This window comes from Symbioplanes lichenis (assembly GCF_030709675.1).
GTDB classification, from domain to species: Bacteria; Actinomycetota; Actinomycetes; order Mycobacteriales; family Micromonosporaceae; genus Actinoplanes; species Actinoplanes lichenis.
The window spans coordinates 343,601-356,657 of the sequence record NZ_JAUZQD010000005.1; the positions used below are offsets into that span (position 1 = coordinate 343,601).

General features: G+C 71.6%; 13 protein-coding genes. 1 reads left to right on the forward strand and 12 read right to left on the reverse strand.

Annotated elements, in window-relative coordinates; genetic code table 11:
• Positions 1-102: 102 nt before the first annotated feature.
• From RAN62_RS14490 to RAN62_RS14535, 10 genes are read right to left on the reverse strand one after another with little or no spacing between them, the layout of a single operon-like run.
• Positions 103-702 carry a TetR/AcrR family transcriptional regulator gene (locus tag RAN62_RS14490; protein WP_305785113.1) on the reverse strand — a complete coding sequence of 200 codons (600 nt, stop codon included), beginning with the start codon at positions 700-702 and terminating at the stop codon, positions 103-105.
• Positions 702-1,907 carry an acyl-CoA dehydrogenase family protein gene (locus RAN62_RS14495; protein ID WP_305785114.1) on the reverse strand — a complete coding sequence of 402 codons (1,206 nt, stop codon included), beginning with the start codon at positions 1,905-1,907 and terminating at the stop codon, positions 702-704. The genes RAN62_RS14490 and RAN62_RS14495 overlap by 1 nt, the downstream gene beginning before the upstream one ends.
• On the reverse strand, positions 1,907-2,866 hold the full coding sequence (locus RAN62_RS14500) for a phosphotransferase family protein (protein WP_305785115.1): 960 nt from the start codon (positions 2,864-2,866) through the stop codon (positions 1,907-1,909). Before RAN62_RS14500 ends, RAN62_RS14495 begins: the two co-directional genes overlap by 1 nt.
• On the reverse strand, positions 2,863-3,627 hold the full coding sequence (locus RAN62_RS14505; protein WP_305785116.1) for an SDR family oxidoreductase: 765 nt from the start codon (positions 3,625-3,627) through the stop codon (positions 2,863-2,865). Before RAN62_RS14505 ends, RAN62_RS14500 begins: the two co-directional genes overlap by 4 nt.
• Entirely contained in the window at positions 3,624-4,382 is a 759-nt protein-coding gene (locus tag RAN62_RS14510; RefSeq protein ID WP_305785117.1) for an SDR family oxidoreductase, read from the reverse strand. The genes RAN62_RS14505 and RAN62_RS14510 overlap by 4 nt, the downstream gene beginning before the upstream one ends.
• A 43-nt stretch (positions 4,383-4,425) precedes the next feature.
• Complete coding sequence (locus RAN62_RS14515) at positions 4,426-5,682, reverse strand: ABC transporter substrate-binding protein (RefSeq protein ID WP_305785118.1); 1,257 nt, start codon at positions 5,680-5,682, stop codon at positions 4,426-4,428.
• A complete protein-coding gene (locus RAN62_RS14520; protein ID WP_438874503.1) occupies positions 5,679-6,650 on the reverse strand; it encodes a branched-chain amino acid ABC transporter permease in 972 nt (323 codons plus the stop codon). Before RAN62_RS14520 ends, RAN62_RS14515 begins: the two co-directional genes overlap by 4 nt.
• Before the next feature lie 2 nt (positions 6,651-6,652).
• Entirely contained in the window at positions 6,653-7,531 is an 879-nt protein-coding gene (locus RAN62_RS14525; RefSeq protein ID WP_305785120.1) for a branched-chain amino acid ABC transporter permease, read from the reverse strand.
• 16 nt (positions 7,532-7,547) lie between these two features.
• A complete protein-coding gene (locus RAN62_RS14530; protein ID WP_305785121.1) occupies positions 7,548-8,243 on the reverse strand; it encodes an ABC transporter ATP-binding protein in 696 nt (231 codons plus the stop codon).
• Positions 8,243-8,914 carry an ABC transporter ATP-binding protein gene (locus RAN62_RS14535; protein ID WP_305785122.1) on the reverse strand — a complete coding sequence of 224 codons (672 nt, stop codon included), beginning with the start codon at positions 8,912-8,914 and terminating at the stop codon, positions 8,243-8,245. The genes RAN62_RS14530 and RAN62_RS14535 overlap by 1 nt, the downstream gene beginning before the upstream one ends.
• Positions 8,915-9,099: 185 nt before the next feature.
• Here RAN62_RS14535 and RAN62_RS14540 point away from each other — a divergent pair, with 185 nt between their 5' ends.
• Positions 9,100-11,082 carry a YncE family protein gene (locus RAN62_RS14540; RefSeq protein ID WP_305785123.1) on the forward strand — a complete coding sequence of 661 codons (1,983 nt, stop codon included), beginning with the start codon at positions 9,100-9,102 and terminating at the stop codon, positions 11,080-11,082.
• Between the two features lie 25 nt (positions 11,083-11,107).
• Here RAN62_RS14540 and RAN62_RS14545 read toward each other — a convergent pair whose 3' ends face one another.
• On the reverse strand, positions 11,108-11,803 hold the full coding sequence (locus RAN62_RS14545; protein ID WP_305785124.1) for an SDR family NAD(P)-dependent oxidoreductase: 696 nt from the start codon (positions 11,801-11,803) through the stop codon (positions 11,108-11,110).
• A 490-nt stretch (positions 11,804-12,293) separates the two neighbouring features.
• The gene (locus tag RAN62_RS14550) at positions 12,294-13,004 is read right to left on the reverse strand and encodes an alpha-ketoglutarate-dependent dioxygenase AlkB (protein ID WP_305785303.1); all 711 of its coding nucleotides are present in this window, start codon (positions 13,002-13,004) and stop codon (positions 12,294-12,296) included.
• Positions 13,005-13,057: the final 53 nt, after the last annotated feature.

Sequence of the window (13,057 nt, forward strand, 5' to 3'; positions counted from 1 at the left end):
CGGCGGGCTCTGCAACTGCGGGGCAACAACCGCGCGCGGCAGCTGCCCGGCAAGAGCGGCGGACGGCGGCGGTGGGGGATGAGGGCGCGGCGGCGGGGTGGGTCAGGGGCGGAGGGTCAGGAGGGCGGTGATGGTTCGGGTGAGGGCCGCCTCGGCTTGGGCCGGTGTCAAGCCCATGGCGTCGCGCATTGTGCCCCAGGAGGGCCACATGCTGGCGGCGGTGAGGGCGTCGAGCAGCTGGGTGTCGCCGGCGAGTTCGGGCTTGAAGAGGTCGGCGATCTCGTCGCGGACGCGTTGGACGTGGCTGCGGCGATAGCTCTGGAGGGCCTCGGAGAAGGGTTCCTTCAGGGACGAGGCCTTGGCGGCCGGGGCGATCGCCTCCAGGAGGCGGGCGCGCTGGCGGCAGTAGGCGGTGATGCGGTCGGGCAGGGGGAGGCCCGCGGGAATCGGCTCGTGGGCGGTGTCGCGCTGGTCGAGGATGAGCTGGCCGCTGGCGGCGAAGAGGGCCTCCATGTCGGCGAAGTGGCTCCACAGGGCGCGCAGGGAGACGCCGGCCTGTTTGGCGATGCGGTCGGCGGTCGGGCGCAGGTCGCCGGAGCGGATGAGGGCGACGTGGGCCTCGACGATGGCCGCGCGGGTGCGTTCGGAGCGGGCCGTGCGGCCGTCGATGCGCTGCGGTGGTCGGGGCGAGGCGGCCGGCATCACTGTCCTCCATGTCGACGGAGTTCGCGGCGGGCGAGTGATCGCTTGTGGACTTCGTCGGGACCGTCCGCCAGTCGCAGCGTACGGGCGGCGGCCCAGAGGCGGGCGAGCGGAGTGTCCTGGCCCAGCCCCGCGGCGCCGTACGTCTGGATGGCCTTGTCGAGGATGTGCTCGACCGTGGCCGGGACGACGATCTTCATGGCCTGGATCTCGGTGTGGGCACCTTTGTTGCCGACGGTGTCCATGAGCCAGGCGCCCTTGAGGACGAGCAGCCGGGCCTGTTCGACGCGGACGCGGGCGTCGGCGATCCACTCCTGGACCACGCCCTGCTCGGCGAGCGGCTTGCCGAAGGGTGTGCGGGTCAGGGCCCGCTTGCACATGAGCTCGATCGCGCGTTCGGCCATGCCGATGAGGCGCATGCAGTGGTGGATGCGCCCGGGGCCGAGCCGGGCCTGCGAGATGGCGAAGCCCGAGCCTTCCTCGCCGATCAGATTCGCCGCGGGTACGCGTACCTCGTCGAAGACAACCTCGGCGTGACCGCCGTGGTCTCCGTCGTCGTAGCCGAAGACCGTCATGCCGCGGCGCACCTCGACGCCGGGGGTGTGCCGGGGCACCAGGATCATGCTTTGTTGCAGGTGGCGGGCGGCGGACGGGTCGGTCTTGCCCATGACGATGAAGATCTGGCAGTTCGGGTTCATGGCGCCCGTGATGTAGAACTTGCGGCCCGTGATCACGTAGTCGTCGCCGTCGCGGGCGATGCGGGTGCCGATGTTCGTGGCGTCGGAGGAGGCGACCTCGGGCTCGGTCATGGCGAAGGCTGACCGGATCGTGCCGTCGAGCAGGGGCCGCAGCCAGCGTTCCTGCTGCCGGGGACGGCCGAACTCGGCCAGCACTTCCATGTTGCCCGTGTCCGGGGCGGCGCAGTTGAGGGCGGCCGGCGCCAGGGCGGGGCTGCGGCCGGTCAGCTCGGCCAGCGGCGCGTACTGCAGGTTGGTGAGGCCGGCGCCGTGCTCGCCGGGCAGGAAGAGGTTCCAGAGACCGGCCAGCCGGGCCTGCGCCTGGAGGCGGGACAGCAGCGGCGGCGGGGACCAGTCGCCGGCGTACGTGTCGTGGAACTCCTGCTCGGCGGGGAGGACGTGGTCGTCGAGGAAGGCGGTGAGGCGCTTGCGGTAGTCCTCGGTCTTCTCGTCGTACGCGAAATCCATCAGTCCGTCTCCAACTGGGCGAGGCCCTGAGCGATCAGCGGCGCCACGAGGGCTCCGACGGTGTCGAAGCCCGCGCCGACGGTCTGGCCGTGGACGTAGCGGTAGTGGACGCCTTCGAGGATCACGGCGAGCTTGAACGCGGCGAAGGCGATGTACCAGCTCAGCGTGGACAGGTCGCGGCCGGACCGCCGGGCGTACCGGTCGATGATCTCCGCCTGCGAGGGGAGGCCGGGGACGTCGACCGGGGCGAAGAAGGGGCGCCGGGAGTAGACCAGCATGAGGGCGACGTCCGAGAGCGGGTCGCCGAGCGTCGACATCTCCCAGTCGAGGACGGCGTTGACCTGCAGCTTGTCGCCGATCAGCACGTTGTCGAGCCGGTAGTCGCCGTGCACCACCGTGCCGCGTCCGCCCGCGGGGATCTCCGCGGCGAGGCGCTCGTGCAGCTCCTCGATGCCGGGCAGCTCGCGGCTGCGGGAGGCGTCGAGTTGCTTCTTCCACCGGCGAACCTGGCGCTCGTTGAAGCCCTCGGGCCGGCCGAAGCCGCCCAGCCCGATCTCGGCCGGCACCAGCGCGTGCAGGTCCGCGAGCGTGTCCACCAGCGACAACACGAGGGTGTGGAGAGCGTCGGCATCGAGAGTGGTGGCGTCGCGGTAGATCGTGCCGTCGACGTGTTCCATGAGGTAGAAAGGCGCGCCGATGACGTCCGGATCGGTGCACAGGCGGACGGGACGCGGCACCGGGAAACCGGCCCGAGACAGGGCGTCGAGGACCGTGTGCTCGCGGGTCATGTCGTGGGCGGTGGGCAGGACGTGGCCCAGGGGCGGCCGGCGCAGGACCCAGCGGTGGGTGCCGTCCGTGACCGCGTACGTGAGATTGGACCGTCCCCCGGCGAACATGGTCGCGCTCAGCTCGCCCGTGCCCAGGAACGCTTGGAGAGCGGCCAGGTCGAGGCCCTTCACGACAGTCCCTCGAAGCTGCGCTGGATCTTGTTCATGCCGCCGAGCCAGCGGTCGGTCTCCGTGGCGCGCAGCCGGTAGTAGTCGGCCACCTCGGGGTGCGGCAGGATGAGGAAATTGTCCGACTTCAGGGCATCGAGGACGACGTCGGCGACGGCTTCAGGAGAGAGAGCGCCTTCGGCCAGGAGGGACTTGCTGGCGCTTTCGCCGTCGCTGTTCAGCATCGCGGTGTTGACCCCCTGCGGGCACAGCGCCTGCACGGTGATGCCCCGGTGGGCGTAGGTCGCGCGCAGCCACTCGGCGAAGCCCAGCGCGGCGTGCTTGGTGACCGAGTAGGGCGCACTGCCGAGCAGGGTGAGCAGACCGGCGGCGGAGACGGTGAAGAGGAGACGGCCCCCGCCGGCGCCCAGATAGCGGGGCAGGAGCGCGCGGGCCGCGTACACGTGGGACATGACGTTGACCTGCCAGGCCCGCTCCCACTCGGCGTCGGGCGCGTCCGGGGCGCCCCCGGTCAGGATCCCGGCGTTGGCGCAGAAGAGGTCGCAGCCGCCCAGCTCCGACCACGCGGTCTCGACCAAGCGGTGCACGTCGGCCTCGTTGGCGGCGTCGCCCGGGACCGCGATCCCGCCGATGTCGGTGGCCACCGCGTCGGCCGCGGCGCCGTCGACGTCGTTGACGATCACGCGGGCGCCGCCGGCGGCGAACCGGCGGGCGAGGGCGGCGCCGATCCCACCGCCCGCACCCGTCACGACGACGTTCCTCATCCCATGTTTCCCGTCAGCGTGCTGCCGCCGTCGATCACGATCGTCTGCCCGGTGATCCAGGCCGCGTCGGGCGAGCTGAGGAAGGCGACGGTGCCGGCGACATCTTCGGGTACGCCCAGCCGCTGCAACGGGTACGTGGCGGCGACCTGCTCCTCGCGGCCCTCGAACAGCGCCGCCGCGAACTTGGTCTTCACGACGGCCGGGGCCACCGCGTTGACGCGTACCTTGGGGGCGAGCTCGACCGCCAGCTCCTCGGTCAGGTGGATCAGCGCGGCCTTGGTGACGCCGTAGAAGGCGATGCCCGGCGCGGGGCGCACCCCGGAGACCGACGAGATGTTGACGATCGACCCGCCGTTGTCCGCCAGCCCGCCGCGCAGGGCCTCGTGGACCCAGCCGAGCGTGCCCAGCACGTTGACGTCGAGCATCTTGCGCGCGGCGCCGAGGTCGAGCGAGGCCAGGGGCCCGTACGCCGGGTTGATCCCGATGTTGTTGACCAGGATCGACAGCGGCCCGAACGCCCCGAGCACGGTGTCGACCACGGCGGCGCGATGGCCGGCGTCGTCGCCCTTGCCGGGCACCCCGATCGCGACGTCCGGCCCGCCGAGGTCCTTGACAGCAGTCTCCAGGGCCGCCGCGTCACGCCCTGTGATGCAGACGCGGGCACCCTCCGCGACGAAGCGCTGGGCGATGGCGAAGCCGATCCCCCGGCTGGCGCCGGTGACGAGGGCCACGGCCCCGGACAACTGCGACATCATGCCTCCAAATATCCCGCAAGATTTCTTGAGCGTTTCAGCCCTGTCAAGAGGCCGCCGGAATGCCGTTCGCGGGCGGGGCGGCGGGCGCCGACGTGTACGCGTTGACCGGCCCGTCCTCCGAGTCAGTCTCGTACGCGGTACCGAAGTACGCCTGTTTTCCGCCCTGCACGCGGCTGAGCTGCTCCCCGCCGTACCCGGAATGGTCGTCGGCGGAGAAGCGCAGCGGGACCAGTCCGGGGCCCTGGAAGCCGCCCTTCTCGACCGCGCCGATGAGGCCGTCCCGGGTCAGGTCCTGGCCGGCGGCCAGCAGGCTCTGCACGAAGAGATAGGCGACCGACATGCCGTAGACCGTGTTGTTGTCGAACTCGGCGCCGGGGTTGTACTGGTCGTGCGCCTTCTTGAAGAGCTGGATCCACGGGTTGGCCGTGTCGGTGGCCAGCGGCAGGTAGTTCGCCGACACCAGGCCCTCGGTCAGCGCCGCAGCCGGCCCGAGCTGCTTGCTCAGCGTGGTGAGGTCCGCGCCGACCTGCGAGACGACGAACTGCGGCTTGAAGCCGATCTTCGCGGCGGTGCCGAGGCTGAGCGCCGTGAAGCCGGGCACGGTGGCCAGCGCGACCACCTGACAGCCGGCCTGCTTGAGCGCGCCCATCTGCGGACCGACGTTGGGGTTGCTGGTCACATAGCTCTGCTTCGCGGCGACCGGGCCGAGGATCTTCTCGTAGCCGGCGAGGGCGTCCCGGCCGAAGTCGTCGTCCTGGCCGAGGAAGCAGACCTTCTTGCCGGCCTGCTCATTCTTGATGTAGGTGCCGAGGATCTTGCCCTCGACGGTGTAGTCGACGTTGAAGCCGAACGTGCCCGGATATTTGTCCGGCTGGTCCCAGCTGCGGCTGCCCGAGGCGACGAAGAGGTCCGGCACCCGGTTGGTCTTGAGGAAGTCGAGCACGCCGGTGTGCGTCGGGGTGCCGAGGCCGTTGAGGATCGCGAAGACCTTGTCCTGCAGCACCAGCTCGCGCACGACCTGCTGAGTGGTGGCCGGGTTGTAGGTGTCGTCCATGATCTTGTAGGTGATCTTGCGGCCGTGCACGCCGCCGGCGGCGTTGACGAAGTCGAAGTACGCCTTCGAGGCGGGCGCGATCTTGGAGTAGCCGGCCGCGGCCGGGCCGGTGAGCGGCATGTGCGTCCCGACGAGGATCTCGCTGTCGGTGACGCCCGGCGTGCCGGAGCTGCTGCCCCCGCCGCCGGAGTCACTGCAGGCGGCGGCGAGCGTCACGACCATGAGCAGGGGCAAGAGGCGTTTCATGCTTTCCTCCTCCGAGGGATTCTGATGGCGGCGATCCCGCCGGGAGCGGCGAGCATCACCGCGACGAGCGTCAGTCCGAAGAGGGCCAGCGGGAGGTTGCCCTCGAGCCGTTGCACCTCGATGCCGTCGGTGACCGAGTGGGCCAGGGCGGGCAGCGCGACGAGCAGCACCGCGCCCCATACCGCCCCGGCGAGCCGGCCCAGCCCGCCGATCACGACGGCCATGACCAGGAAGAGCGACAGGGAGAGCGGGAAGGCGCCGGGCGAGACGCTCTGCGAGAGCACGGCGAACAGCGCGCCGCCGAGCCCGGCGCAGGCCGCGCTGATCACGAAGGCCAGGACCTGCGTACGGGCGACGCTCACGCCCGCCAGCCGGGCCGCCGTCTCGTCGTCGCGGACCGCGCGCAGCTCCCGCCCGAAGCGCCCCCGGATCACCAGGGTGAGCAGGAGCATCGTGATCAGGGCGCCGCCCCAGGCGAGCCACGCCTGCCACTGCTCGACCGTCACGGTCGCCGGCGGCGGCTCCAGCGCCACGGGCAGGCCCTGGTCGCTGTTGAAGGTGCCGTCGAACGTACTGGTGATCGCGGGCACCACCACCGCGACCGCGAGCGTCAGGCCGGCCAGGTAGGGGCCGCGGAGCCGGGCGGCGGCCAGGCCGATCACCGCGCCCGCCGCGGTGGTGAGCAGGACCGCCGCGGCGAAGGCGAGCGTCAGGGGCCAGCCCGCGTTGCAACAAAGGGCGAAGGTGTACGCACCGGTGGCCATGAGAGCGCCGTGGCCCAGCGACAACTGTCCGTTGAGGCCGGTGAGCACGGTCAGCCCGGCCGTCACGCAGAGGTACGCCCCCACGGTGGCCAGCTGGTACGTGCGGAACGGCGGCAGTGTGAGGGTGAGGACGAGGATCAGCGTGACGCCGGCGAGCGCCCACACGCCTGTCACCCGACGCGGCTTGGTCAGTCGCAGTGCCATGCTCATACCGTCCTGGCCTTTCCTCGCGAGAACAGGCCGCCGGGACGGCCGAGCAGGACCACGACCAGCAGGACCAGGACGGCGATGGGGGCGACCGTGGCGCCGAGGTAGCCGCTGACGTAGGAGACGATCAGCCCCACGACCAGCCCGCCCGCGACCGAGCCGGGGGCGCTGTCGAGCCCGCCGACGACCGCCGCGGTGAACGCGCTGACGAAGACGACGTCCATCGCGTTCGGGTGCAGGCCCAGCTCGGTGGGGAGGACGAGCATCCCGGCCAGCGAACCCACGCCCGCGGCGAGGGCCCAGCCCAGGGTCAGCATGCCGCCGACGTGCACGCCGAGCAGCCGGGCGACGTCCGGGGCGAAGGCCGCGGCCCGCATGCGCAGGCCCACGGCCGTACGGGTGAAGAGAAGCGCGAGCAGCACGCAGACCGCGCCCACCGCCGCGAAGACGAACAGGTCGAAGCGCGACAGCAGGGCCACGCCGCCGACGGTGAACGCGTCCCGGCTGAACGGCGCCGCGGCCGGCCGGTACTCGTTGCCGTAGATCATCCCGAGCCCGCCCTGGATGACCAGCACCAGCCCGAGGGCGACGACGACGCCGTTGAGATGGCTGGAGTGGTCGACGAACCGCATCACCACCCGCTCGGTGACCGCGCCCAGCGCGAGGCCGGTGACGATCGCGACGGCGAAGCCCAGCCAGTACGAGCCGGTGGCCGACGACACCGAGAAGCCGGCGTACGCGGTGGCGACGGCCATGGCGCCCTGCGCGAAGTTGACGATCCGGGTGGCGCGCCAGATGAGCACGAGGGCCAGGGCGAAGGCGGCGAAGACGGCGCCGCGGCTGAGCCCGTCGAAGGTCAGATAGACGAATCGGTCCACGTCGGAACCCGCTCTTTCAGAAGCCGAGGTAGGCGTGCCGGAGGTCGTCGTCGAGGGCGGTGCCGCGGCTGACGACGCGGCCCAGGGCCAGGACCACGGCCTCGTCGGCGACGGCCAGGGCGCTGCGGACGTTCTGCTCGACGAGGAGCACGGTCAGGCCGGTACGGTCGCGGAGGTCGGCCAGCAGGGTCATGATCTGCGCGGTGATCTTCGGGGCGAGGCCCAGTGACGGTTCGTCCAGGAGCAGCAGCTTGGGCCGTCCGACCAGGGCCCGGCCGAGCGCGAGAAGCTGCCGTTCGCCGCCGGAGAGCTGGTGCCCCGGGAAGCGGCGGCGGCGGGCGAGCGGCTCGAAGAGCTCGTACACCTCGTCGAGGGCGCGCCGGGCGTCCGCGCGGTCCTTGCGCCACAGGCCGCCGAGCCGCAGGTTCTCGTCCACGGTCAGCTCGGTCACCACGCCGCGGCCCTCGGGAACGTGCGCCACGCCGCGGCGGACCATCTCCTCGGTGCGGACCCCGCGCATGTCCTGCCCGTCGATCAGGACACGGCCCTTCTGCAGAGGCAACAGCCCCGAGAGGGTACGCAACAGCGTGGTCTTGCCCGCACCATTGGCGCCCAGCACGGCGACGACCGAGCCGGCGCGCACGTCGAGATCAATGTCCTCGAGCACGGGGATGCCGCCGTAGCCGGCCGTCAGCTTCTCGACGCGCAGCATCACTCTTCTCCCAGGTAGGCGTCGGCGACCTTCGGATCGGCGCGGATCTCGTCGGGGGTGCCGTGGGCGATCGGCTTGCCGAAATCGAGGACCAGGATCTCGTCGCAGACCGCCATCACCAGGTCCATGTGGTGCTCGACGAGGAGGACGCCGCAGGTCAACTCCTTGATCAAGGCGGTGAGCCCGGCGATCTCCTCGGGGCCGAGACCGCCCGCCGGCTCGTCCAGCAGGAGCAGCTTCGGCTCGGAGGCCAGGGCGCGGGCGAGGGCGACGCGCTTGCGGACCGCGTACGGGAGGGTCATGGGTCTGGTGTTCAGGTGCTGGGTGATGCCGCACCGCTCGAGCGCCGCCTCGGCCGTGGCGGGGTTGGCGACCTGCACGTTCTCCCGCACGGTGAGGCTGGGGAAGAGGCCGACGCCCTGCAGCGTGCGGGCGATGCCGAGCCGGGTGAGCTGGTGCGGGCGCGGGCGGAAGCGCCGGTCGCCGAGGGTGAGGTGACCCGCCGAGGGGCGCACGAAGCCGCAGACGACGTTGAAGAGCGTGGTCTTGCCGGCGCCGTTGGGACCGATCACCCCGACCGTGCGCCCCTCGGGGACCGTCAGCGTGACGCCGTCGAGCGCGGTCAGGCCGCCGAAGCGGACGCCGATGTCGTGCAGAGCGAGGGCGGTCATCAACACCCCTCTGTGTGTCCTCTTTGGAAATTGCAGCCTGAGTGTAGATTCTTGTGACGAGGAGTCAATGGCCGCGAAACATTGACGACAACTAGTGCGTCTTCCGGCGTTTGCGACGACGGCACGGTCCCGTCTCGTCCGTTCAGATGATCTTGCCGGGCGGCGGGGGCGCCTATCGTGGCTCGGTGCGCAATACAGTCATCCGGGCCGGGCTGGCGGCCGTCGTGCTGGGCGGGTCGCTGGCGGCCTGGGGTCTCACCACGGGGACCGCCTCGGCGGCTGCGGGGCCTATCGCTCTGCCCGAGTCGGCGGGGATTCCGCTGCCGGCCGCGACGGTGTCGTCGCCGGGGGACATGGTCGTCGACGGGCCGCGGCACCGGGTGCTGATCAGCGATGCCGACGCTGGTCAGGTCGTTGCGCTGAGCTATGCGGGGGTGCGGCAGGCGGCCGTCGACGTCGTGGGCGCGGGGACAATGACCATGTCGCCGGACCGCAGCCGGCTCTATGTCACTTCCAGTGAGCCCACCGACCTGGCCGCCGAGCCGCAGATCCTGGGGGAGCACGAGATCGTGGTCCTCGACGTCGCCACTCTCACGGTGCTCGAGCGCTATCCGCTCGGCCGGGCCCGGACGCCCACCACGGTCGTGCCTGCGGGCGGCAAGCTGTGGTTCAGCTACCGGGAGGTCGGCGGGTACGGCAACTGGGGCTCGATCGACGCCGACGGCGTGCACGTGCACGCTGCTTCCCCGATCGACATCGCCCAGGACTCGTTGCTCGCGGTCTCGCCCACCGACCCCGACATGCTGGCTGTGACCGGCCGGGCGCTGACCGAGAGCGACCTCGTCCTGTACGACGTGTCCGGCGGCGTGGAGCGTGAGATCGCGCGGAACAGCCAGGGCGACGACGGCATCTCGAACTACAGCGGGCTCACCTTCACGGCCGACGGCAAACAGGTGTTCCTGGGCGGCTACGGCGGCAAGGTGTTCCGGTCGGTGCCCGGCCTGGTGCTCGACGGCATCGTGAACATGGGCGGCTTCGCCTCGGTCGACAGCACCGCCGGCGCCGGGACAATGGTCACCGACACGTGGGGTGCGGCGTCGCTCTACCCGCCCGGCGCCGTGACCGCGTCCCAGCAGTGGAACTTCCCGCTCACCGGCCGCTACCCGTACAGCCCGAGAACCGTCGCCTGGGAGCCGGGCGGGGCGCGGGCGTTCGTGATCTCGTACAACACGATCGGCGAGCACCTGTTCTGGGAGCTGGACGCCCCGGCTGCCGCTGCCACGACGCTCACGCTGACCGGCCCGGCGACGTCGGCCCGCGGCGCCGCGCTGGCGCTCAAGGGGACGGCCAAAGGCATTGCGGGCGCCTCGATCGCCGTGGTGCGCAAGGACCTGGAGAACCCCGCGGGCGTCAGGCTGCCCGCGGTGCCGGTCGCCGCCGACGGTACGTTCACCGTGTCCGACAAGCCGGCGGTCGGTGGCACTGTCGCCTATGTCGTGTCCTATGCGGGCGACGCTCTGCACAAGCCGGCCACCGCGTCGGCCGCCGTGGCGGTGTCCCGGCTGACGCCCGCCGTCACGATCAGTGGCAACGGGGTCGTGCACGCGTTCAACTCGACGGCCACGTTCACCGCGCACCTGGGCGCCACGTACAAGAACCGTACGGTGGAGATCTGGGCCGACCCGTACGGCGCCGACCAGCCCAACCGCCTGGTGCGCAAGGCCACCGCCGACAGCAAGGGCAACGTGACGGCGTCGCTCGCCCTGCGCCGCACGACGACGGTGTCGGCCGTGTTCACCGGGGACGCCCGCTACGCCCCGCGCACGGTCAAGGCGGTCGCCGCCACGAAGGTGTCGGTGTCGACGACGCTGGTCGGGACGTACAAGACCGGCTACTTCCGCAAGACGGTCAACCCGCGCGTCGTCACGGCCATGTCGGACTATCCGAACCGGAAGCAGAAGCTGTTCTTCGAGTCGTACACGGGCGGCAAGTGGAAGGCGTGGCGCAGTGCCGTCCTTCCGGCGGACTCCACGTACACGCTGACCGGCACGCATGCGACGGGGGTTCGCTACCGGGTGCGGTCGGCTTATGTCAGCGGCAGTGTCGCCGGGGACTCGGTGAATTACACGACGTACGGCGCGTTCCAGTACTTCGCCTTCACGAAGTGACCTTTGTGGTTCGTTTGAGGCCGTTTCACCAGGAGACCGGGCCCTCCCGGTCGAGGAAACGTCCGCTCGGGCCGGCGGTGTCGAACACCGCTGTCACGACGGCGTCGCTGCCCTCCTCGACCGGGTGCCCCGAGCCGCCGGTGAACTCGGTCGCGGTCAGCCCCGGATCGATCGCCGTCACGATGACGGACGGGAGGCTCTTCGCGTACTGCACGGCCAGCATGTTGAGGGCCGCCTTCGACGCCGGATAGGGCAGATGCGCGATCTCCGCGTAGTCGTCGCCGGTCGACTGCAACGTCAGGGAGCCCATGCCCGACGAGACCATGACCAGGCGAGGCTGCTCGGACGCGAGCAACAGCGGCAGAAACGCCTGAGTCACCCGCACCGGCCCGAGCAGATTGGTCTCGAACACCGCCCGGAAGTCGCCGGGCCCCACCTCGGCCGCCGGAGCCCACGTCCCCGGAACGCCGGCATTGTTGACCAGCACGTCCAGGGTGTCCCCGACCTGCCGGACCGCGGCCCGCACCGAGTCGTCATCGGTGACGTCCAGGGCAACCGCCCTGATGTCCAGCCCCCGGGTGGACTCGTCGGCGGCCAGCCGCTCGGCCAGCCGGCCGGCATCGCGAGCCCCGGCAAACACCGTCCCGCCGCGCGCTGCCACCCGCTGCGCCGTCGAAAACCCGATGCCCCGCGAAGCCCCGGTAACCAGAACGCTCGTCATCGGCCGACGCTAACAGCGCAAAGATCAACCGGCATCCGCACAGCATCCCCCCGCCGCGACTGCGGGACATTGATCCGGTCGCAAGCCAGCGATGTGGTCCGGGGCGCGCGCGTGGCTCCGGGCCGGTCCGGCGTGCGCGGGGCTGCGGGTGGTCCGGCGTGCGCGGGGCTGCGGGTGGTCCGGCGTGCGCGGAGCGACGGGATGGTCCGGCGCGGGCGCGGGCGCGGGCGCGGGCGCGGGCGCGGGGGCGGGGGCGGGGTGCCGGGCAGTGGTGTGGCTCGGAGTGTGCGTGGCGTGTCGGGGTCTGGCCCGGCGTGGCCGCACGAGGAGGCGATGGTCGTGGGGCATGCCTGGTCGGCGCTGGCGTAGGGCGGTGGCGTGGTCCGGAGCGAGTGTCGGCGTCTGGCCCGGCGTGGCGGCGAGGGAGTTGGCGTGATCGGCCTGGGCGCCGGCGCGAGGTGTCGGGGTGGCCGGACGCGGGCGTAGGGAGTCAGGCGACGTTGATGGGGCGGAACTGGACGCTGACGCGGGGGCCGACCGGCTTGGCGGTCTTGGGGATGGCGTGCTCCCAGGTGCGCTGGCAGGAGCCGCCCATGACGATGAGGTCGCCGTGGCCCAGCGGGAAGCGGAGGGTCTCGGCGGTGGGCCGGGCGACGTCGTGCGAGGCGGCGGCGCGGAGGCGGTCGATGTCCGAGGCGGCGCGGAGGCGGTCGGCGGCGGTGGAGGAGGTGGGGGCGACGCCGGGGCGGGGGCGGAGGACCAGGTTGCGGGGGGAGCCGAAGGAGACGATGGCGACCATGGTGTCCTCGCGGGAGGAGCGGCCCAGGGTGTCGCCGTGCCAGGCGACGGAGTCGCGGCCGTCGCGGTAGAGGCACATGCCGGCGGTGACGAAGGGTTCGCCCAGCTCGGGGGCGTAGTGGGCGGTGAGGCTGTCGCGGGCCTCGGTGAGGAGGGGGTGGGGGAGGCGCTCGCCCCGCCCGTACCACCGGAGAAGCCGGGGCACGTCGACCACGCCGTCGTACATGGGACGGCGCTCGGCCTTCCAGTCGACGTCGTGCAGCAGGGTGTCGAAGACGGCGTCGGAGCTCTGGACGAAGCCGGGCAGCACGTCGACCCACGCGCCCGCGGCCAGGTGGTGGCGCACGAGGCGGCCGGGCAGGGGCTCGAGCGTGGCCCCCGCGCCACCCATCATGTCGAGCATCGACGGCTGATAGCTGCTCACGGCGGCCACACTACTCCGGTTCGAACACCCGT

Excerpts from the sequence above, each read along its gene's own strand:
- RAN62_RS14520 (WP_438874503.1), bottom strand. The coding sequence starts at position 6,650 with ATGGCACTGCGACTGACCAAGCCGCGTCGGGTGACAGGCGTGTGGGCG.
- RAN62_RS14535 (WP_305785122.1), bottom strand. The coding sequence starts at position 8,914 with ATGACCGCCCTCGCTCTGCACGACATCGGCGTCCGCTTCGGCGGCCTG.
- RAN62_RS14515 (WP_305785118.1), bottom strand. The coding sequence starts at position 5,682 with ATGAAACGCCTCTTGCCCCTGCTCATGGTCGTGACGCTCGCCGCCGCC.
- RAN62_RS14550 (WP_305785303.1), bottom strand. The coding sequence starts at position 13,004 with ATGCTCGACATGATGGGTGGCGCGGGGGCCACGCTCGAGCCCCTGCCC.
- RAN62_RS14505 (WP_305785116.1), bottom strand. The coding sequence starts at position 3,627 with ATGAGGAACGTCGTCGTGACGGGTGCGGGCGGTGGGATCGGCGCCGCC.
- RAN62_RS14545 (WP_305785124.1), bottom strand. The coding sequence starts at position 11,803 with ATGACGAGCGTTCTGGTTACCGGGGCTTCGCGGGGCATCGGGTTTTCG.
- RAN62_RS14490 (WP_305785113.1), bottom strand. The coding sequence starts at position 702 with ATGCCGGCCGCCTCGCCCCGACCACCGCAGCGCATCGACGGCCGCACG.
- RAN62_RS14495 (WP_305785114.1), bottom strand. The coding sequence starts at position 1,907 with ATGGATTTCGCGTACGACGAGAAGACCGAGGACTACCGCAAGCGCCTC.
- RAN62_RS14510 (WP_305785117.1), bottom strand. The coding sequence starts at position 4,382 with ATGATGTCGCAGTTGTCCGGGGCCGTGGCCCTCGTCACCGGCGCCAGC.
- RAN62_RS14530 (WP_305785121.1), bottom strand. The coding sequence starts at position 8,243 with ATGCTGCGCGTCGAGAAGCTGACGGCCGGCTACGGCGGCATCCCCGTG.